The organism is Gordonia sp. X0973, from assembly GCF_013348785.1.
Classification (GTDB): Bacteria; Actinomycetota; Actinomycetes; order Mycobacteriales; family Mycobacteriaceae; genus Gordonia.
The window spans coordinates 3,726,622-3,747,033 of sequence record NZ_CP054691.1 but is presented as its reverse complement, the minus strand read 5'-3'; the positions used below and the strand labels follow the sequence as shown (position 1 = coordinate 3,747,033).

General features: G+C 68.4%; 18 protein-coding genes. 10 read left to right on the top strand and 8 right to left on the bottom strand.

Annotated features, from left to right (window positions below; genetic code table 11):
- Window positions 1-297: 297 nt before the first annotated feature.
- The 9 genes from rpmH to HUN08_RS18225 all read left to right on the top strand — a co-directional run bounded on the left by rpmH (window position 298) and on the right by HUN08_RS18225 (window position 6,877).
- Window positions 298-441, top strand: coding sequence for a 50S ribosomal protein L34 (rpmH, locus tag HUN08_RS18265; RefSeq protein WP_124246127.1), 144 nt, complete (start codon window positions 298-300; stop codon window positions 439-441).
- Between the two features lie 42 nt (window positions 442-483).
- Window positions 484-852: a ribonuclease P protein component gene (gene rnpA, locus HUN08_RS18260; protein ID WP_367649925.1), complete on the top strand. Its 369-nt coding sequence runs from the start codon at window positions 484-486 to the stop codon at window positions 850-852.
- Complete coding sequence (yidD, locus tag HUN08_RS18255) at window positions 849-1,088, top strand: membrane protein insertion efficiency factor YidD (protein ID WP_124246129.1); 240 nt, start codon at window positions 849-851, stop codon at window positions 1,086-1,088. The genes rnpA and yidD overlap by 4 nt, the downstream gene beginning before the upstream one ends.
- A 7-nt stretch (window positions 1,089-1,095) precedes the next feature.
- The gene (gene yidC, locus HUN08_RS18250; RefSeq protein ID WP_124246130.1) at window positions 1,096-2,280 is read left to right on the top strand and encodes a membrane protein insertase YidC; all 1,185 of its coding nucleotides are present in this window, start codon (window positions 1,096-1,098) and stop codon (window positions 2,278-2,280) included.
- A 47-nt stretch (window positions 2,281-2,327) separates the two neighbouring features.
- Complete coding sequence (locus HUN08_RS18245; protein ID WP_124246131.1) at window positions 2,328-2,957, top strand: R3H domain-containing nucleic acid-binding protein; 630 nt, start codon at window positions 2,328-2,330, stop codon at window positions 2,955-2,957.
- A 257-nt stretch (window positions 2,958-3,214) separates the two neighbouring features.
- Window positions 3,215-3,901 carry a 16S rRNA (guanine(527)-N(7))-methyltransferase RsmG gene (gene rsmG / locus HUN08_RS18240; protein ID WP_124246132.1) on the top strand — a complete coding sequence of 229 codons (687 nt, stop codon included), beginning with the start codon at window positions 3,215-3,217 and terminating at the stop codon, window positions 3,899-3,901.
- 122 nt (window positions 3,902-4,023) lie between these two features.
- Window positions 4,024-4,983: a ParA family protein gene (locus HUN08_RS18235; RefSeq protein WP_301546801.1), complete on the top strand. Its 960-nt coding sequence runs from the start codon at window positions 4,024-4,026 to the stop codon at window positions 4,981-4,983.
- Window positions 4,984-4,998: 15 nt separating this feature from the next.
- Window positions 4,999-6,030, top strand: a complete 1,032-nt coding sequence (locus HUN08_RS18230; protein ID WP_124246134.1) for a ParB/RepB/Spo0J family partition protein — start codon at window positions 4,999-5,001, stop codon at window positions 6,028-6,030.
- A gap of 130 nt (window positions 6,031-6,160) precedes the next feature.
- The gene (locus tag HUN08_RS18225; protein ID WP_124246135.1) at window positions 6,161-6,877 is read left to right on the top strand and encodes a hypothetical protein; all 717 of its coding nucleotides are present in this window, start codon (window positions 6,161-6,163) and stop codon (window positions 6,875-6,877) included.
- Here the strand turns inward: HUN08_RS18225 and HUN08_RS18220 are convergent.
- From HUN08_RS18220 to HUN08_RS18185, 8 genes are all read right to left on the bottom strand, one after another.
- Complete coding sequence (locus HUN08_RS18220) at window positions 6,874-8,082, bottom strand: N-acetylmuramoyl-L-alanine amidase (protein WP_124246136.1); 1,209 nt, start codon at window positions 8,080-8,082, stop codon at window positions 6,874-6,876. The genes HUN08_RS18225 and HUN08_RS18220 overlap by 4 nt on opposite strands.
- A 153-nt stretch (window positions 8,083-8,235) precedes the next feature.
- Window positions 8,236-8,571 carry a thioredoxin gene (trxA, locus tag HUN08_RS18215; protein WP_124246137.1) on the bottom strand — a complete coding sequence of 112 codons (336 nt, stop codon included), beginning with the start codon at window positions 8,569-8,571 and terminating at the stop codon, window positions 8,236-8,238.
- A 35-nt stretch (window positions 8,572-8,606) separates the two neighbouring features.
- The gene (trxB, locus tag HUN08_RS18210) at window positions 8,607-9,584 is read right to left on the bottom strand and encodes a thioredoxin-disulfide reductase (RefSeq protein WP_124246138.1); all 978 of its coding nucleotides are present in this window, start codon (window positions 9,582-9,584) and stop codon (window positions 8,607-8,609) included.
- A gap of 97 nt (window positions 9,585-9,681) precedes the next feature.
- A complete protein-coding gene (locus HUN08_RS18205; protein ID WP_124246139.1) occupies window positions 9,682-10,383 on the bottom strand; it encodes a hypothetical protein in 702 nt (233 codons plus the stop codon).
- Between the two features lie 172 nt (window positions 10,384-10,555).
- A complete protein-coding gene (sigM, locus tag HUN08_RS18200) occupies window positions 10,556-11,116 on the bottom strand; it encodes an RNA polymerase sigma factor SigM (protein WP_124246140.1) in 561 nt (186 codons plus the stop codon).
- Window positions 11,117-11,342: 226 nt separating this feature from the next.
- Window positions 11,343-15,140: a murein biosynthesis integral membrane protein MurJ gene (locus tag HUN08_RS18195; protein WP_124246141.1), complete on the bottom strand. Its 3,798-nt coding sequence runs from the start codon at window positions 15,138-15,140 to the stop codon at window positions 11,343-11,345.
- A complete protein-coding gene (locus tag HUN08_RS18190; protein ID WP_124246142.1) occupies window positions 15,133-17,628 on the bottom strand; it encodes a DUF6049 family protein in 2,496 nt (831 codons plus the stop codon). The genes HUN08_RS18195 and HUN08_RS18190 overlap by 8 nt, the downstream gene beginning before the upstream one ends.
- A complete protein-coding gene (locus HUN08_RS18185) occupies window positions 17,621-18,706 on the bottom strand; it encodes an NUDIX hydrolase (RefSeq protein ID WP_301546800.1) in 1,086 nt (361 codons plus the stop codon). The genes HUN08_RS18190 and HUN08_RS18185 overlap by 8 nt, the downstream gene beginning before the upstream one ends.
- Before the next feature lie 86 nt (window positions 18,707-18,792).
- On the opposite strand from HUN08_RS18185, the gene HUN08_RS18180 reads away from it, so the two are divergent.
- The gene (locus tag HUN08_RS18180; protein WP_174900956.1) at window positions 18,793-20,232 is read left to right on the top strand and encodes a CCA tRNA nucleotidyltransferase; all 1,440 of its coding nucleotides are present in this window, start codon (window positions 18,793-18,795) and stop codon (window positions 20,230-20,232) included.
- The last annotated feature ends 180 nt before the right edge of the window (window positions 20,233-20,412 follow it).

The window sequence follows — 20,412 nt, the reverse complement described above, 5'->3', positions numbered from 1 at the left end:
CGATCCCCCTTACCCGGCTGCCGTGAAGTTTCCAAGCATGCCACGCCGTGTTGCGGACGGCAAAGTTTTCCACACGGTTATCAACAGATGTGAACAAAAGCCGTGGTCGGCGGTTTGATTGTGCAGCTCGAAGTCAGTACCCTCGACAAGTCGCATCCGTCGCACGGATTTCCGGTCGGGCCTTCCGATGATTCATCAGAATCAGCAAGGAGGCCAGGCTATCCGAGATGTCTCGGCACCGCGCGACAACCAGACTTATGACCGCCCGCTTGCGGGCACTGACTCGAAGGGGTTCCGATGGCCAAGGGCAAGCGGACTTTCCAGCCGAACAACCGTCGTCGTGCGCGCAAGCACGGCTTCCGTCTTCGTATGCGGACCCGTGCCGGCCGCGCCATCATCAGCGGCCGCCGCACCAAGGGCCGCGCGAAGCTGAGCGCCTGAGACTCGTCCGACTACGCACCGGAATCCTCCGGTGCCCGTTCGATGATGAGTTCTCCGCATCATCGGATCCATCGGCGATCCGATTTTCAACGCACCCTGTCCCTGGGTGTGCGCACCCGCACGCGCGACTTGGATGTGCATCGACTGACACCGGCGCAACGTTGGCCTGACCGATCCCGCTCGGAGCTCGCCCTGGGAGGCGGACCGTGGCTGGGAATGATCGTGAGTAAGAAGGTCGGCAATTCGGTTGTGCGCCACCGCGTCGCACGACGCATCAGGGCGGCCTTCGCGTCGGCGATCCTCCCGTCGGAAGCCCAGGCGTACTACGTCGTGCGCGCCCGGCCCTCCTCGGCGCTGCGCTCGTCGAATGAGCTGGCCGATCAACTTCGCAAAGCGTTGGCACCGCGATGAGTCGGATCCTCATCAGCGTCATCCGCTTCTACCAGGTCTGGATCTCCCCTACCCGTCTGCCGAGCTGTCGGTTCGAACCGACCTGCAGCGCGTACGCGGTGGAGGCGTTGACCGAACACGGATTTCTCTACGGCACCTGGTTGTCGGTGGCACGGTTGGCCAAGTGCGGACCGTGGCACAAACCCGGATACGACCCCGTCCCGCTCCGTCGGGACCATGAAGCAGTGAGGGACTGAAGAGCACGTGCTGAACTTCATCTACTACCCGGTGTCTTGGATCATGTTGGTCTGGCACTGGCTATTCGACAAGATCACCCCGAACACCCCGAACGGCAACGGCATCGCCTGGGCGCTATCGGTGGTGTTCCTCGTGTTCACGCTCCGCGCCATCCTCTACAAGCCCTTCGTCAAGCAGATCCAGACGACGAAGAAGATGCAAGAGATCCAGCCGCAGATGCAGGCCATCCGCAAGAAGTACGGCAAGGATCAGGTCAAGATGGCCGAGGAGATGCAGAAGCTGCAGCGCGAGCACGGCTTCAATCCCCTGCTGGGCTGCCTGCCGATGTTCATGCAGATCCCCGTCTTCATCGGTCTGTTCCACGTACTGCGGGCGTTCAACCGCACGGTGACCACCGGAGCGATTCCGATCATCGGGCACCCGACCGCTCCGATGACCGTCGAGCAGAACCGCAACACCCCGAACTACGGCTTCTCCAAAGAACTGGTCCAGAACTTCCTGGAGGCCCGGTTCTTCGGTGTCCCGCTGTCGTCGTTCTTCGCGCCGTATAAGCAGGGTCAGTGGGACGCGTTCATGCACGGGGGTCACGGACCGTACGACTTCACGCGCACCGACATCCTGCTCGTGATCCTGCCGATCATGATCATCGCGTCGCTCATGACCTACCTCAACGCGCGTGCCGCGGTGAAGCGCCAGACGCCGGCGATGGCCGAGGCGCAGCAGACGCGGATCATGAACATGCTCTCGCAGTACATCTTCCCGCTGGGCATCTTGGTGTCTGGCCCCTTCTTCCCCGTCGCCATCCTCCTGTACTGGGTGAGCAACAACGTGTGGACCTTCGGACAGCAGCACCTCGTCTTCGGCCGGATGGCCCGCGAGGAAGAGGAAGCGAAGAAGAAGAAGGAAGAGGCGAACAAAGCCAACGCCCCCAAGCCCGGAGCACGGCCGGACAGGACGAAGCGCGGCGCTGCGGATGCCGCGGCGACCGAGGGTGATTCGGAGAAGAATTCCGATGCCGACTCGGCCTCGTCGGCCGGTGACGATTCGAGTACCGCAGGGTCCGGCCAGGGCCGGAAGTCCGGCGGCTCGTCATCCGGCGGTGCCGGCAACAAGGGCGGTACGACGAACAAGGGGAAGGCGGCCGGTTCGAAGAAGAACCGGCAGGCCGCCCGCAAGAACAAGGGCCGCTAGCCCCGGCCATCTGAAACAGCTTTCGCACCAGAGATAGAGGAGACCCAATGACTGCCGATGCGCAGGTTCCCGACGACGATGTCGTCACCGACGACGTGGTTGTGACCGCGGAGGCCGAGGAGACCCCGGCCGAGACGACCGCTGCCGACGACGCGGACGGTGCCACCGACGTCGTTGCCGAGCGAGCCGACGAGGACGACGAGGAGTTGGACGAAGAGGACCAGCTGATCGAAGAGGGCGAGATCGCCGGCGATTACCTCGAGCAGCTACTCGACGTCCTGGACTTCGACGGCGACATCGACCTGGACGTCGATGGCGATCGGGCCATCGTCAGCATCGACGGCGGCAAGGATCTGACGAAGCTCGTCGGCAAGCGCGGCGAGGTCCTCGATGCCCTGCAGGAGCTCACCCGCCTGGCGGTCCAGCAGGCGACGGGCGACCGCTCCCGGCTGATGTTGGACATAGCTCGGTGGCGTGCGGATCGCCGCGAGCGGTTGGCCGGACTCGGCACCGAGGTGGCCCACCGCGTGTTGGAGTCGGGCGAGCGCGAGGCCCTGGATCCGATGTCGCCGTTCGAGCGGAAGATCGTCCACGATGCGGTCGCCGCGGTCGACGGGGTGATCAGCGAGAGCGAGGGCGCCGAGCCCAAGCGGCGCGTGGTCGTTATCAAGACGTAGCGAGCACAGCGCGGTTCGACGACGACCCGTCGCGTAAGCTGAACGCGACGTACTACCGAGGAAGGTCCCGGCTCACGCCGGGGCCTTTCTCCGTTTCAGAACCAGGAATCACAGCGATGTAATTCCCGATGTTTCACGTGAAACATGGACCCGCCGGACCGCGATGTTTCACGTGAAACATCGCGAGGCGGGACGTCCACTCGGGCAGACCCCGAGGCCGCCCCAGGGGCGCGAGCGAGAGCGACGAGAGGATCAGCGTGTCGGTACCAGAGGTAGCCACCGAGCTGTTCGGCGATCGGCTGAGCCTGACTGTCGGGTATCGGGACTGGCTGGCCGACACGGCGGTCACTCGGGGGCTCATCGGGCCGCGCGAGGCCGATCGTCTCTGGGATCGCCACATCCTCAACTGCGCCGTCGTCGCGGCGCTGTTCCAGCCCGACGAACGGGTGGTGGACATCGGCAGTGGAGCCGGTCTACCGGGGATCCCCATCGCGATAGCCCGCCCGGATCTCGACGTGGTTCTGGTCGAACCGTTGCTGCGCCGCACGACCTTCCTCGACGAGGTGGTCGAGGACCTGGGTCTGACGAATGTCACCGTCGTTCGGGGACGGGCGGAAGAGAAGGCGATCATCGCCGAACACGGTGAGGCGGATGCGGTGACCTCCCGGGCCGTGGCTCCCCTCGACCGACTGGTCCGATGGTCGGCACCGCTGATCCGGGCGGAAGGTCGTCTGGTGGCGATGAAGGGGTCCAGCGCCGGCACGGAGATCGAGGAGCATCGATCCGCCTGCGGTTCACACGGGATCACCGATCTGCGGGTGGAGACGGTCGGCGGCGATCGCCTTGCGGAGGCGACGACTCTCGTCGTCGGACGTAAGACGGCGGAATCGTCGGCCAGGGCGCGGCGTCGCAAGCGGCGAACAGAGAGTGAGCGGAGCGTTTAGCGCGCACCACGGGTGGCCGAGGCCATTCGAGCCGGGCGGGAGTGCCGGTGTCCGGCGGACAGGTTTGGCGTTGTCGGACCGGACGAGCAGAATACTCAGAGAGAACGAAACGATCGTGAAGGATGACAACAGTGCCGAGTAATCAACCGAATGTTTCACGTGAAACATCGGGCCACCGAGGCGGAGCCGACGCCTTCGTCGACACCCCGATTGCTGCGGCCGCGGCCCGCGCCAGCGAGATTCTGACCCCCGGTGGTACGCCACCGCTCCCCCGTCCGGCTCAGCCCCGGATCCTCACCGTCGCCAACCAGAAGGGCGGAGTCGGCAAGACCACGACCGCGGTCAACCTGGCGGCGGCGTTGTCGATCCACGGCCTGCGAGTCTTGGTCGTCGACCTCGACCCGCAGGGCAATGCCAGCACGGCACTGGGGATCGATCACCGACAGCCCAATATCTCGTCGGTGTACGAGCTCCTGTTGGGGGAAGCCGATCTGGTCTCCGCGATCCAACAGAGCCCGGCGCACGAAACCCTCTACTGCGTGCCGGCGACACTCGACCTCGCCGGTGCCGAGATCGAGCTGGTCTCCCTCGTCGCCCGCGAGAATCGGTTGCGCAACGCGCTCAGTCACGAGGTGCTCAAGCAGTTCGGTTTCGACTACGTCTTCATCGACTGCCCACCGTCGCTGGGCTTGCTGACGGTCAACGCGATGGTCGCCGCGCGCGAGGTCCTCATCCCGATTCAGTGTGAGTACTACGCCCTCGAGGGTGTCGGACAGCTGCTGCGCAACATCGAGTTGGTCCAGGCGCACCTCAATCCGCAACTGCACGTCTCCACCGTGCTGCTGACGATGTACGACGGGCGGACCAAGCTGGCGGATCAGGTGGCCGAGGAGGTGCGCCGGCACTTCGGTGACAAGGTGCTGCGGACGATCGTGCCGCGCAGCGTCAAGGTGTCCGAGGCGCCCGGTTTCGGTATGACGATCATCGACTACGACCCGGGTTCCCGAGGGGCCATGAGCTACGTCGACGCGGCCCGCGAACTCGCCCTCGCGGCACCGGTCGCCGACGGCTCCGCGCGGTAGGGAGAACGAATCACCATGAGCACTCCACGTAAAGGCGGCCTGGGCCGCGGCCTGGCCGCACTGATCCCCACCGGCCCCCCGGAGACCGATGCACCGTCGGCGACGAGTCCCACGTCGACGTCGATGGGCACCCAGGGGATGGGCGCCGCGGCCGCGGATGTCGTCCTCGGCACCGGCTCGGCCGCGACGACCGCGCCGGTTCCCACCGGTGACGGCGTCGATGTCGGGGCCGTCTACCGCGAACTCCGCCCCACCCAGATCCAGCCCAATCCGCATCAGCCGCGCACCGTCTTCGACGAGGAAGCCCTCGCCGAGCTCGTGCACTCCATCCGAGAGTTCGGCTTGATGCAGCCGATCGTCGTGCGGCGATTGACCGTCCCCCAGGGAGACGTCGAGTACCAACTCGTCATGGGCGAGCGCCGCTGGCGGGCCAGCCAAGAGGCGGGTCTGGAGACCATCCCGGCCATCGTCCGCGAGACCGCCGACGGCGACATGCTGCGCGACGCACTGCTGGAGAACATCCACCGGGCCCAGCTGAATCCGTTGGAAGAGGCGGCCGCCTATCAGCAGCTGCTCGACGAGTTCGACGTGACGCAGGAAGAGTTGGCGCAGCGGATCGGGCGGTCGCGACCGCTGATCACCAACATGATCCGGTTGCTCAAGCTGCCCATCCCGGTCCAGCGGCGCGTTGCGGCCGGTGTGCTGTCGGCTGGACATGCCCGTGCCCTGCTCGCCCTGGAGGCCGGAAGTGAGGCCCAGGAGGCGCTGGCCGCCCGCATCGTCGCCGAGGGACTCTCGGTGCGTGCCACCGAAGAAGCCGTGACCCTCGCCAATCGCGGCGACGCCCCGGAGCCTGCCGGACCGACGGCCAAGCGCAAGCAGATGGTGATGCCCGGGCTCCAAGACGTCGCGGAGCGACTGTCCGATCGACTCGACACCAGGGTCACCGTGAGCCTCGGCAAGCGCAAGGGCAAGATCGTCGTCGAATTCGGGTCGGTGGAGGATCTCGAACGTATTGTCGAGGAAATCTCGAGAAAACGGTCGTGATTCGCGCACCCAGGGACACCCACTCGAAACGTCACAGTGACGAGAGAACCGGAGAGGCACCGTGTTGATCCGAAACCCGTTGTGCCCCAACGCTTCTCGTCAAATCAACGTGCGCCGCGGGTGAATTGAGGTGGGAATCCGGCTGCGTGCGTTCGACACCGAGAATTTCGAGTCCCTCCCCCGCCATGCGCGCGGGTGTGTCTTCTGGGAGGTCGATCCGAGCGCCGGGATACGCACGAGCGAATTCGACAAGGAGGCCTGGACGTCGGGTCTGCTCCTCGAGTGGGGCACCTGTGCCCAATTGGCGGAGTCGGGTCCCAATGTGGTGCCCTCGGGTGCGTCGTTGAGTCTGCAGTCGAGGACCGTCGTCGGGACGGCCTTCTACGCGCCGCCACCGCGCGTCCCCCGAGCCGCGCACTTCCCCACCTCCCCGGTGAGCGTCGACGCGGTGCTGCTGACGTCATTGAGAACCGAGCCGGGATTCACCGACATCCGTGCGATGCTTCTCGACGCGGTGGTGGCCGACCTCGTGCAGCGCGGTGTGCGCGCCCTGGAGGCATTCGGTATTCGCGCCGACGCCGGGCCCGACCCCTCCGGTCCCGACGACATCTGCGAGGAGTGCATGATCGAGGCTGACTTCCTGGCGGACTCCGGATTCGAGTTGGTCGCGCCGCATCACCGGTTTCCGCGCTACCGCCTGGTCCTCGACGAGGGACTCGGATGGAAGTCGGCCGTCGAAGGTGCCTTGGAGCGGCTGATCGTCGAGGCGGCTATCACGATCACCAGTGGTGAGCTCGAACTGTCCCCGGCGATGGGACGGGCATCGAGGAACGACAGACGGGCCTAGGAGATGGCGCGCTCGGCGGCGATCAGATCGGCGAACGTGTACGTGCCGGTGGGACGGTCGTTCTCCCCCAGCAGATAGACCCGCTTCACGGCCACGAGAATGGCCTCGGCCACGGTGTCGCGGTGCGCGGGGTCCTGGAGCCACTGCGCGTCTTCCGGGTTGGTGATGTAGCCGATCTCGATGAGGGCCGTCGGCATCCGCGTCTCGCGGAGGATCGGCCAGGTGCGCGGATGCGTCCGGCAGTCGTAAAGCCCTGTGCGAGCGACGATTTCGCGCTGAATGAAGCTTGCGAGGTTCCGTCCGACGGCCGAAAACGAGGCCGGGCTGTTGCCGAAGTAGAAGCTGGCGACACCCCGTGCGGAGGAGGTCGGGTGATGGGCGCAGCGCAGCGCGATGACGAGGTCGGCATCGACGGCGTTGGCCGTGTGGGCGCGCTCCGAGTCGTCCGGCGCGGTGCTGCGGCGCACGAGGGCATCGGGATCGGTGTGCCCGGCGTGGGAGACGAAGGTGTCCATGCCGGCGGCGCCCATCCGGCCTTCCAGACGCTGCGCGAGATCGTGCAGGACGTAGTCCTCGAGCCCGGCGATCTCGCCCGTCGAAAGCGGGTGCGTGCCACCGGTACCGGCGTCGATCAACACGCGCTTGCCCGACAATTGCGGGCCGGAGCGCCGCAAGCGCTCTTCCTCGCGGATGGTGTGCGGGGAACCGCCGGTGATGCGGTTGCCCAGCCGGTCCAGGGAGCGCAGCGTCGCCGGTCCGCAGATCCCGTCGGAGGCCAAGTCGTATTCGGACTGGTAGCGGCACAGCGCGGTGTGGGTGGCTTCGCCGAAGACCCCGTCGACGAGGCTCGGGTAGTAGCCGAGGTTCTGCAGGCGCGACTGGAGCGCCGCCACGTCGTCGCCGGTCATGGGCGAGGACAACCGGAACAGCAGAATCCGTGACCCGAGGTTGTAGGAGGACTCCAGGAGGGCGCGGTAGGTGGCCGCGCCGACGATCCCGTCGGCGAGCAGGCCGCGCTGCTGCTGGAAGGCGCGCACGGCGTGGTCGAGAGCCTCGTCGAATACGGCCTCCGGCGATGCCCACTCCCCGTCGTCGACGGCCAATGCGTCGGGACCGGAGGTATCGGGCAGGAGCTGGGCGGTCACCAGGATGGCGCGGATTTCGGCGACTGCCGAGCCCTGATCACCAAGCCTGAACGACGGCATCGACTTACTCCTCACCCCGGCGTGACAACCCCATCGGACACGGGGCGCTCACCGACAACGTCCCAGCGCAATCCTGCGCGCCGGGCATCGACAATTGTGTCAGGTTGATCTCGGACAACACAAATGCACGATGCACGTCAGTTGACTCGCCGGTCAGGACGGGTTGATGACCGAGTCGAGTTCGCGCAGCAGCGCCGCCTTGCCCTTGGCGCCGACGATGGTCTTGACCACCTCACCGCCGGAGAAGAGCTTCATCGTGGGGATGGACATGATCTCGTAGTCGCGCGCGACGCCGGGGTTGGCGTCGACGTCGATCTTCGCGACGGTCAGCTTGTCGCCGTTGTCGCGGGCGATCTCCTCGAGGACGGGTGCGACCATCTTGCACGGTCCGCACCAGGTGGCCCAGAAGTCGACGAGGACGGGCTTGTCCGAGCCGAGCACGTCCGTGGCGAACGAGGCATCGGTGACATCGGTGGTGTGGGCGCCCATTGGGTGGCTCCTTCGGTCGGGGATGGTTGGGAGGGTCAGGATTGTGCGGCCGCGGCCTGCTTGGTCGGTTCGGCGGCGCGATCGGCCAGCCAGCGCTCGGCATCGATCGCCGCCGCACAGCCGCTGCCGGCGGCGGTGATCGCCTGTCGGTAGGTGTGGTCGACGAGGTCGCCGGCCGCGAACACCCCGGGGACCGAGGTGTAGCTGCTGCGGCCCTCGGTGAGCACGTAGCCGGCCTCGTCGCGGTCGACCTGGCCGGCGACCAATTCGCTGCGCGGATCATGGCCGATGGCCACGAACATGCCGGTCACCGGCAGATCGCGCGTCTCGCCGGTGCGGGTGTCCGACAGCACCAGGCCGGTCACCGAGTCGTCGCCGACGATCTTGTCGACGGCCGTGTTGGTGATGAATTCGATCTTGGGGTTGTTGCGCGCGCGGTCGAGCATGATCCGCGACGCGCGGAATTCGTCGCGCCGGTGGATCAGGTACACCTTGGTGGCGAACTTGGTGAGGAAGGTCGCCTCCTCCATCGCCGAATCGCCGCCGCCGATGACGGCGATCTCGTTGTCCTTGAAGAAGAAGCCGTCGCAGGTGGCGCAGGCCGAGACGCCGCGGCCGAGGAGGCGCTGCTCGTCGTCGAGGCCCAGGTATCGTGCCGCCGCGCCCATCGCCAAGATGATCGCCTTGCTGCGGTACACCTCCCCGCCGACCTCGACCTCTTTGATCTCGCCGTCGAGGCGGATTGTGTCGACATCCTCCATGCGCAGGTCGGCGCCGAAACGCAGCGCCTGCTCGCGCATCTCGTCCATCAGATCGGGGCCCTGGATGCCCGCGCGGAAGCCGGGGAAGTTCTCCACCTCGGTGGTCGTCATCAACTCGCCGCCGAACTGGGTGCCCTCGAAGACGATCGGCGACAATTCGGCCCGCGCGGCATAGATCGCGGCGGTGTATCCGGCCGGGCCGGAGCCGACGATGATCACGTCGGCGATGGTGTCGTCGGAACTGGTGCTCACGGTTGTCCTTCTTCGGTGTAACAGGCTCTGGATGGCTCAACACAAGGGTAGGCCGCGTTGTTCCACGCCCGGTCGGCAGCCGCCGATATTCGAAAGACTATTCGCCGACGACGGCGTGGGCGAGCGTGCCCGGTTTGCCTGCGTCGCAGTCGCGGGTCGTCACCAGGGCGTCGAACCGTCCGGGGGTACCCGCCGGGGTGAGGATCACCTGTGCCGGGACGCCGCGGTAGTCCAGATAGCCGGCGCCCACCACGGCCTTGCCGCCCCATCGGTTCGCGAGGAGGCAGCGGGCGAGGCGGTTGGCGTCCAGGCTCTCACTCTGCGGGCCGTGGGCCGCGGCGAGCAACGCCGCGGTGTCGGCGGTGGCGACCTGCTGGCCGGCGCGCGGGGCGGTGAGCTGGCCCGGTGCCATCAGGACGGCGACCAGTACCCCGCCGAGGAACACCCCGACGACCGCGGCCGCGACCAACCAGATCGCCGAGAACCGCCGGGACGGACCCGCCACGTCTTCCTCCGGCGCTTCCTCGGTGGGCGCCGGACCGGCTTCCTCGAGTCGGCCGAGGGTCTCCTCCGAGGCGGCTCGCACGCTCTCGGGCACGACGACATCCGGGGCGGGCAGACCGTTCAGCGCGGCGGTGGTGGCTTGCAGCGACTCGAGCACCTGCTGGGCCGCCGGGTCTTGCGGGAGTCGGGACCGCACGTGGGCCGCCACGTCGTCGTCCAGGGCACCGGCGTGGAGATCGGCGATCACTTCCGGGGCGAATGGCGGCTCCGGAAACACCCGGGACACGTCGCTCACGTGAGACATCGGCCTGCTTTCCTCGGAACTGTTCTTACTGTACGACGCGGCGCAGGCCCGCGTGGTTCCCTTGGCTTCTTCTCCGCGGTAAGAGAATTTGGGATTCCCGCAGGTCGCCGTCCGAGAACCAGCGGCGGGAAGTACACCGGGCGGAGTCGACGCCGGAGAAGACTCAAACCGGGGTGCGCAGGCTCGCCAGAATGACCGAAAGCCGCAGCCGCCCACGGGCGCAGCGGCTCTTGACGGTGCCGGTCGGCACGCCCAGCAGGGCGGCGGCCTCGCCGATCGGATAACCCTCGACGTCGACGAGCAGGATCGCCCGGCGTTGGTCCTCCGGCAGCAGGCACAGGGCCCGGTTGATGGACAGGGCGAGGTCGACGTCATGCGCGTGATCGCTCGGATCGGGCAGTTGGGTGTCGAGCTCGGGCACCAGTTTGGCCGCCCGGACGCGGGAGCGGCGCATGCGGTCGAGACAGGCGTTGATGACGATGCGGTGCAGCCAGCTGGACACCTGGGAATCCGCGCGGAATTGACCGGCCATCTCGTGGGCGTTGGTCCAGGCGTCCTGCAGCGCATCGGGCACTTCCTGCGGATCATTCATCGTGCGGTACGCGACGGCGGCCATCCGGTCGTGATGGCGCCGGACCAGCGCGGTGAAGGCGTATCGATGGCCGCCGACGTGTGCTTCGAGTAGCTGAGCGTCGCTGAGATGCTCCAGATCCCCCCGGTTCATAGGCACGACAATAAGCAGTCGCCGACCGGTTCGGACGGCATTCTGGGCGGTTTGGGCAATCTTGGGGATAACTACAAACCGGCATTAAGAATCCCAAAGGACAATTCAGTGTGAATCAGCTGGTCAAGCCTAGAAATCTGTTGTGGGACAAAGGATTTCAGGACCGGTCAATCCACGAGTGGGACCGTTGGGAGCCGTGAGCGGGCGAGCTCAGCCTGTGGGTAACTCAGCTCTTCATGGAGATCTTCTGGACGATGGCCTCGTACTGCCCGTAATTCGTCTGCGAGGGCGCCAGCCGATCGATCCACACGAGCAGGAAGGGCGAGGACTTCGGGTTCGCCACGGTGATCGTGGTCGCGCCGGTGTCGACATCGCCGTCGGCAACCTTCGTCGTGGCATTCAACGAGGTGACGACGGCCGGTGCGGTCCGCAGCTCGACGTGGAAGCCCGGGTTGGGGGTCGCGACGGTCACCGAGCGGACCGTCCGGTTGCCGCCCAGGTTGAACATCAGCCCGATACCCGGCTTGAGGCCGCCGAAGTCCGCGGACGTCTTGTAGCGATCGGTCTGCCACGACGGGGTGTCGCCGCTGATCACATGCGTCACATTCGTCGACGGATCGGGCGGCTGGTTGGAGAAGTCGACGACGCTGACGGTCTGCAGCGGGATCGGTGCCCCGGGGGCATCGGCGTTCGTCGCCGAGCTGGTCGTCAGGATGGCGTCGATGTCCGAATTCGGCGCAGAACCGCCGAGGAGCTTCGAGAGCATGATGATCAGCGCGATTACGACGAGGAGTGCGGCGATCCCCAACCCGACGAGCAACGGCTTGTTCTCCCGCAGCGGTACCGGCGTCTCGGTCGCGACTTCGGCCGGCTGTTCGGCGGCCTCGGCCGGGGCAATCGGATTGCCGTCGGAATCGAGCGGCGCCACCGCGGTGGTCGGCAGGTCGGCGACGGTGGCCTGGTCCAGCACGTGCTGGATGGTCGCGGCGGTCCGGATCCCCTGGTCGCCGGAGATCGCGCGGGCCGCGACGGCGGAGATCTCGAACGGGATCTGCGGCCGGGCGCGACGCGGCTCGATGGGGGCCATCGGCGTGGCGCTCTGGTCGTCGGGCAGGGCGGGGTGCATCCCGCCGACCAGGTCGGAGCCCTGCTTGGTGGTCGTCGTCGCCGATCCGTCGGCGGTCAGCGGCCACCGGTCGAGGAGCAGGGCGTAGAGGACGGCGCCGAGGCCGCGGACGTCGGAGGTCTTGTCGTCGCCGGCGAGCGTGCCGGGGAAGGCGAGGACCGCGTCGCCGTTGGTGGAGATGCGAATGCGGTCGGGGCTGTCGATGGACAGGGCGCCGCCGGTGCGGTGGGCCGCTTCGGCGGCGGCGGCGAGGGCGCGCACCGCCCGGGCCGCCCCGCGCGGGGAGGGCTCGGTGGCCGACACCTGGGACAGCGAGGAGCCGGGTACCCACTCGGCGACGATGATGCCGCCGGACGAGCCGCGGATGACGTCGAGGACGCGTGCGGCGCCCGCCGAGTTCAAATGACCGATCCGGAGCGTGCGCGACAGCACCGCCTGGGGACCGTCGGCGTCGGCGGGCTCGCCGGCAGCGGTCGGCGCGGCGATCTGCTCGGCGTCGACGAAGGTCAGGGCCACGTCGCGATCGAGGTTGATGTCGCGGGCGTGCCAGAACTGCAGGCCGCGCGCGCCGCCGGCGTTGGAGATGAGGCGATACCTTCCGCCCGCGACGGCGGCACCGGGCACCAGGCGCGGTCCGCGCGGGGCGGTTCGCGTCGGCGGCGGGGCCGGCGCGTCCGAACCGGAATCGGCGGAATCGGACCCCGCGGCGACAGCGCTCGGGTCGGCGGCCTGGTCCGTCGTCGAAGCGTCGTCGGCGGCCGCGGTGTCTTTGCCGTCGCTCATAATCGGCATTCCTTTCCTGCGGTAGCGCATATTTGGCCGGGCGGCGAGATCGTCGGTCCGGGGCGGCATAGATATGCTGCCCGTTCCGGCCGCTCCACCACTGTGAACGGTATAGGAACGCCACGTCGATGTGCCCCGATCGAAGCGGCGGACGACTTCAACTTGACCAGAGTAGGGCAGGGATTCGTCCGCGCCAATCTTGGGGAAGGCGACGGTCATCGTGGTGTCGTCCGCGTCCGGCGACGACAGGTCCGGCTTGGGTGCGAGCGCCGGGACGAATCTGCCGATCGCGCGTCGGGCCATGGTGGTGATGGCCACGACGTCGGGCACCTTCGCGACGGCCATGACCGCATAGGCCAGACCGAGGGCGACGATCGCGGTGATCGCCAGGTAGAGAAGCCACCCGGCGGTGCCGTAGGAGTCGCCGAGGCGGCGCAGCCCGAGTAACCGCGCCAGCACCCAGGTCAGGGCGACGGCACCGATCGAGGCGAGCAGGGTGATGACGGTGGTCCGCGCCGTTCCCGACGTGCGGCGGTTGCCCAGGTGGGAGCGGAGCAGGAAATGCCCGACGATCGCCCCGGCGAGGTAGCCTAGGCCGTTGGACAGGGCCAGCCATCGGATGATGAGGTTCGGGTCGTCGAACAGCACCGGACCGAGCAGCGAGGCGCCCACCTTGACCCCGGTGATGCCGATGACCATCCCCGTCGGGGTCCAGGCGTCCTCGCGGGCGTAGAAGACGCGCAGCTGCACCAGGGTCATCGCGTAGGGGATGAGGGTGAAGGCGCCCCAGGCGAGCACCGATCCGAGTTGGGCGGGCAGGTCGTGGTTGTCGTTGAACCGGCCGTAGGAGAAGACGGCCGTGCCGATGGCCGGGCCGAAGAAGGTCATGAAGGTGACGACCGGGACGAGGGCCACCATCGTGAGTCGGGTGGCCAGCGAGAGGTCGGCGACGACGGCGGAGTCGTCCTTGGCGGCGGCGTTCCGCGACAACCGCGGCATGAGCGCGGTCAGGATCGTCACGCCCAAAATCCCGTACGGGAGCTGCAGCAACTGCCAGTGGGTTTGGTAGATGATGGGGCCGGAGGCGGCGTGGGCGGCCGCGATGTGGTTGGTGACCACCAGGCCGACCTGCAGGGCGAGGACGTAGACGATGATCGCCGCGGCCATGTTGCCGAACATGCGCAGACGGGCGTCGAGGCCCCACTGCAGGCGCAGCCGGACGCCGGCCTTGCGCAGGTAGGGCAGCAGGACGGCCGCCTGGACCACGACACCGAGCGTGGTGCCCACGCCGAGGACGAGGAGTTTGGGATCGCTGAGGTGGACCGGGTTCAACGTCAGATCGCCGGGCATCAGGACGAACAGCACCAGCGTGGCGATCTGGACGATGTTGTTCAGCACGGGGGCCCAGGCCCCCGGTTTGAAGACGTTCTTCACGTTGAGGATCGCCATGAACAGCGCCGAGACCCCGTAGAACAGGATCTCCGGCAGCAGCAGATAGGCGAAGGCGGTGGTCAGCGGGCGGGAGACCTCGCTGTGCGAGCCGACGTTCAGCAGGGTCAGGAACGGTGCGGCGACCAGGGCCAGCAACGTGGCGACGGAGAGCACCACCAGGGTGATCGTGAAGATTCGATTGATGAAGCCGGCGCCGCCGTCCTCGTCCTCGGCTTCGGCGCGGACCAGGACGGGGATGACGATGGCGGTCAGCACGGCGCCGAGGACGACCTCGGCGATCATGTTGGGGAGCACGTAGGCCACGCCGAAGGCGGAGGCGGCGGCAGGTACCAGCACGGCTAGGAGCAGGACCGACCGGACGAAACCGGTGATGCGGCTGATCAACGTCGCGAGGGCGATGGATCCGCCGGTGCGGACGACCGCGGCGTCGGAGGTCTCGTCACCGGCCGCACTCGGACGTCCGGTCGGCCGGTCGTCCGGCTCGCGTCGGATCGGTGCGGAGGAACGCGGCGGAAGCGGGCGGGGCGGAATCGGCCGCGGCTGCGCGCGACCGGCGATCGGCGGCACCGGCGCGGCCTTCGGATCGGCGAGGGGGCCGGACAGCGGGCGGAACCCGCCGGGCGGCGCGGTCAGCTCCGGATCGGCGTCGGGATGGTCAGTCATCGGTGTCACCAGTCGGGTTCGGGGGCGTTGCTTCGCCATGTCGCCAGGAATAGTCGCGGCCGGCGAGGAACCGGTCCTGCGGGCTGGCCTCGGGTCGGTCGGCGTCGGCGGGGTCGGGGGTGCCGCGGAACCGGTGCCACAGGCGCCGGGCGACGAGAAGCACGAGGATACCGGCGGCGACGAGGGTGACGACGAACAGCGGCTTGCCGTAGGCGTTGGAGTTCACCGACAGCATGATCGGTTCACCGCCGAGCTGCACACCGGAGGCGGATACCAGGGTGAAGCGCACCGAGGTGGCCTCCGAGCTCTTCGACTGCGCCGGGAACTGGACCTGGCGGGTGCCGCGGGCCGGTACCTCGATGACGCCGACGTCGCCGATGTCGAAGTCGTTCGGGGCGGTGGTGTCGATCTTCACCCGAATGGGCAGGGCGAGTTCATTGCGTGTGACCAGCAGCAACGGGCTGCGCTCGGAGACCTGCGTGTACTTTCCGCCCGGATCGAGGATGGTCACCGACTTCCGCATCTGGGCTAGCGCGTCGGAGACGGCGGTGACGTGGGCGGCGCGGGCCCCCCGTGCGACCGTCGGGGTGACGGCTTGGACGGGTGCGGGAAGTCCGCGCAGCAGGTCGTAGCGCAGCGGGGACATGTAGCGGTCCGGGCTGGCTCCCGCCGCCGGGGTCACGAGCGCCGACTGCAACTGCCAGCTGAGATTGGCCGACCCGTTGATCGACGCGGCCGCGGTCGCTGACGGGAGCCACCACGGACTCTCCCCGTCGGCCGTCTCGGTGCCCGGGGGGGCGACAAGACTCGCGGGTGCCGTCGCCCGGCCGGTCTCGGCGATGACACCCGGAATCGGTGTGGGGGTGGCGGCCCCGGACTGCAGCAGCAGTGCGGCGGTGGCGGCGAGGTCGACGGCGTCGGCCGGGGTGATCGACCAGTAGACCGGCGGCACGATCAGGGAGCTGCGACCGGCCACCGGGAGCGGGTCGCCCGGACGCGCGGGGAAGCGGGGGTCGGGGACGGCGATGGCCGGGAACGCGAGTGAGGCGAGCGCGGCCTGTCGGCGGCTGACCGGGGATTCGTCGCGCAGGTCGACGGCTTGGGTTTCCGGCGTCAGCGGCCCGGTGGTGGGTCGGGACCCGGCGGCGCCGAGTGCCGCGCCGATCGGCCGGTCGAAGGTGGCCAGGTGGTTCCCGGCGATCGAATACTGACCCGACGCCGCGCTGCGCCCGCGCGGGGCGACGGTATCGGAGCCGACCAGGGCCGTCGTCAGGTCGGCCTTGCCGAGTTCGTCGGCGCCGTCGGCCGTCAGCGTCCCGGCGGCGGGGATCGCCAATCCCCGGATACTCGCCACCCCGAGCAGGGAGTCGACGAGATCGGCACCGCCGTCGAAGGCCAGGCGGGTCAGGCCGGTGTTGCCGACGCGGTGCAGGGCGTCGGCGTCGGCACCGGCATAGGGCAGGGCGACCACGCACTGCTTGGCTGCCAGCTTCTTCAGATCCGCGAGCCACGCCGAGGCCTGCGCCTGTCCGGTGCCGGGTTTGGTGGCACCGGACCGGTTGCGGGCGTCGGCGAGGGTCGAATAGCCGTGTGTCATCGCCGTGACGGTGACGAGCAGGTCGGGGTCGACGGCCAGGCAGAGACTGCGGCGGAACACCGCGCGCGGATCGTCGGCGGGCGCCGAGATCACCGGGCGCAAACCGTCGAGCAGGTTGTGCAGCCGCCCGCCGGGGCTCATCGAGCGGGCCAGGTTCTCGTTGACCAGGACGATCGTGTCGGTGGCACCCGCGCCGATCCGACCCGGGACCGCCTGCGGCGGTGCGGCGATCGGCCACAGCATGGCGAAGCGGGCCGGATCACGCGTATTGGCGGCGATCGAACCGTCGGGGCCGAGGCCGGTGCTGGCGAGGGAGGGGTCGGCGGCATAGCTGCGCGCCCGGTCGCGGTCGGCGGGCAGGGAGAGGACGGGCAGGAGGGTGCGCGAATCGGCGACCCGCGCCTGTCCGCCGTCGTCGGGAGTGGCGTTCAGGTTGACCAGCAGCGGATACACACCCGGCTCGGTGATGCGCAGCCCGCCCGGGCCGTGCAGCGGCATGGTCAGGGAGAACCCCGCGCTTGCCCCGGGCGCCAGCGCGTCGGCGATCTGACGGAACTCGCCGTTGATCTCGAAGGTCGCGGGGTCGGCGGCGAGCTCGCTGCGCAGATCGGCCGCCCGGCGCGCGGGCTGTCCGCGTTGCACCCGCACGAGCGGCGTGTGCAGGGTGCGGTGCCCGGTGTTGCGGACGGTGCCGGCCACGACGACGGTGGGACCGGTGGCGGTGGTGACGACGGTCGGCTTGACCCCGTTGACGGACACGACGGCCGATACCCCGTCGGGGTCGGTGGTCCGCGGTGCCGACGACGGCGCCCCGGCCGCCATCCCCGGGGCCGTGACGAGGACGACCAGGAACAGCAGCACCGTGATCGCCGTGGCGCGCGTGCTAGTCACCCGTTGGCGGGGGCCGTCGGCCGCGGCGGCGTCGCCGGCGCGCGGATGGCGGCGGCGGCACCGGATCTTTGCGACGCTGGTTGCGTGCGGCTGCGGCTTTCTCATAGTCGTTCGGCTCGGTCCGGATACTGTCTGCTTCGCTCTGCGCGAGGCGGCCCGGATCGGCGGTCAACTCGGCGATGACCCCCTCGGCCATCCGGGCCAATCGTCGTTCGTCAGAGTACGTGAGCCGCTTGGGAAGCTCGACCAGCGGCACCCAGGCCACCTCGGCGACCTCGTAGTCGGCGTCGGACAGCTCGCCACCGGTGCTGCGCAAGAGATAGTGGTGGACCGTCTTGTGGATGCGCCGGCCCTCGCTGACGAACCAGTAGTCGATCTTGCCGAGCGGTGCGACGACCGACCCGCTGATCCCGGTCTCCTCGGCGACCTCGCGGATGGCGGTTTGCTCCGCGGTCTCCCCCGTTTCGATATGCCCCTTGGGAAGCGACCACATCATCCGGCCGCGCCGGTCGACGCGCCCGATCAACACTGCGGAGAGCTCGTCGTACGGACGGGAGAGGTCGGAGACGACGAGACCGCCGGCCGAGGTCTCGCGCATGGTCCGCAATCGGGGCGCGGTCCGCGACCGATTACGGTTGCGGTCCCCGCGCGGTTGATCCCCGCGCTGCTTGCCGGCACCGGCGGATGTCTTGGCCCGCTTGCCGGCCGCCGCGACGAGGTCGGAGGGCTTGGGGTGGTGCTGCGTCGCGTCCGACTCGAGGGGCGGGTCGGCAACGGGCTTCGGCCCGGGCCGCGGCGCGCGCGGCTCGTCGTCGTGACGTTCGTCGTGCCGCGTGGACGGTGTCTGCGCTGCCGCCTGGGTGGTACCCGATTTCCCGGAGCCGCCGCGTCCGCGCCGACGCCGCCCCCGGCGACGTCCGCCGGAAAACCGTTCCCCCGATTCGCCAGATGCGCTGCTCCCGGCCCCTTCTACCCGGCCCGCTCGCTTCGTTTCGGGCGCCGCCTCGATACGGCCCGGCCGCTTGGATCCCGACGCCGCGGGGTCGCGGGGCGCGGGTGAGGGCTGGGCGGAGGACACGCTTCGATGCTAGCCGTACGTAACCTCAAGTTTGCCGTGGACGCCGCGATGCGCGATTGTGTCCGCGACCGATAGGCTGTCACCCCGTGACCGAGTCCGATTTGCGGCGCACGCGGCTATTGGCCGCGGCGGCTGTCTCGCTGCGCGGCCTCGGCGAGGTTCTCAACCCGTTGGGGCAGCTGTTCGCCGACGCCGGCCACGAGCTCTACCTGGTGGGTGGATCGGTGCGCGACGCGGTGCTGGGCCGTCTCGGCAACGACTTGGACTTCACGACCGATGCCCGACCCGAGGTGATCGCCCGCATCCTGGATTCCTGGGCCGACACCGTGTGGGACACCGGCATCGCCTTCGGGACGGTCAGCGCGCGCAAGGGCGAACACCTCGTCGAGATCACCACCTACCGCAGCGACTCCTACGACCAGCAGAGTCGGAATCCGACGGTGACCTTCGGCGACACCCTCGACGGTGATCTGGTCCGCCGCGACTTCACCATCAATGCGATGGCGGTCGCCATCACCGGCGACGGGGCGGCGGACTTCCACGATCCGCTCGACGGGATGACCGCGCTGCTCGCCGGGGTCATCGACACCCCGGCCGCCCCGGAGCAGTCCTTCGGCGACGACCCGCTGCGGATGCTGCGCGCGGTCCGGTTCGTCGCGCAGTTGGGATTCCGGGTCGCGCCGCGCACTTTCGACGCGATCGTGACGATGGCACCGCAGATCAATCGGATCACCGCGGAGCGGGTTCGCGTCGAGCTGGACAAGATGATCTGCGGGGAGCACGCGATCGAGGGCATCGACCTGCTCGTCGAGAGCGGCCTCGCCGAGCAGGTCATCCCCGAGGTGCCGGGGATGAAGCTGACGATCGACGAGCACCACCAACACAAGGACGTGTACGCCCATTCGCTGACGGTGCTGCAGCAGGCGATCGACCTGGAAACCGGCGATCCCGACCCGATCCTGCGGTGGGCGGCGTTGCTGCACGACATCGGCAAGCCCGCGACCCGCAAACACGAGGAGGGCGGCGGCGTCAGCTTCCACCACCACGAGGTGGTCGGCGCGAAGATGGCCCGCAAGCGGTTGCGCGCGTTGAAGTACCCGAAGGCGTGGGTCGACGACATCTCCCAGCTGGTGTTCCTGCACCTGCGGTTCCACGGATACGGCGACGGGAAGTGGACCGACGCCGCCGTGCGCCGCTACGTCACCGACGCGGGTCCCCTGCTGGATCGGCTGCACAAGCTGGTGCGGGCGGACTGCACGACGCGCAACAAGCGCCGGGCGCGGCGACTGCAGGAGAACTACGACGACCTCGAGCGCCGGATCGCCGAGATCGCCGCTGCCGAGGACCTGCAGCGCGTCCGCCCCGATCTCGACGGCAACGCCATCATGGAGCTGCTCGGCATTCCGCCCGGACCGCTGGTCGGCAAGGCGTGGAAGCACCTCAAAGAGGTGCGCCTCGATCGCGGACCCCTCGACCGCGACGAAGCCGAGGCCGAACTGCGCCGCTGGTGGGCCGAGAACGGCTGAGGCCGCTACGTCTTTCGGTCATCCACCAACGCCTCGGTCAGCGGGGTTATCGATCAGGTGGAAACTAGTGTGACGTGAGTGGCGTTCCGCGGAACGTTTTCGTCTCAGGAGTCACTGGCGTGTCTGTATTGGCGGAGGCTGCGACTAGTGCGGACGTTTGTTACCCGCATGTGGTCACAG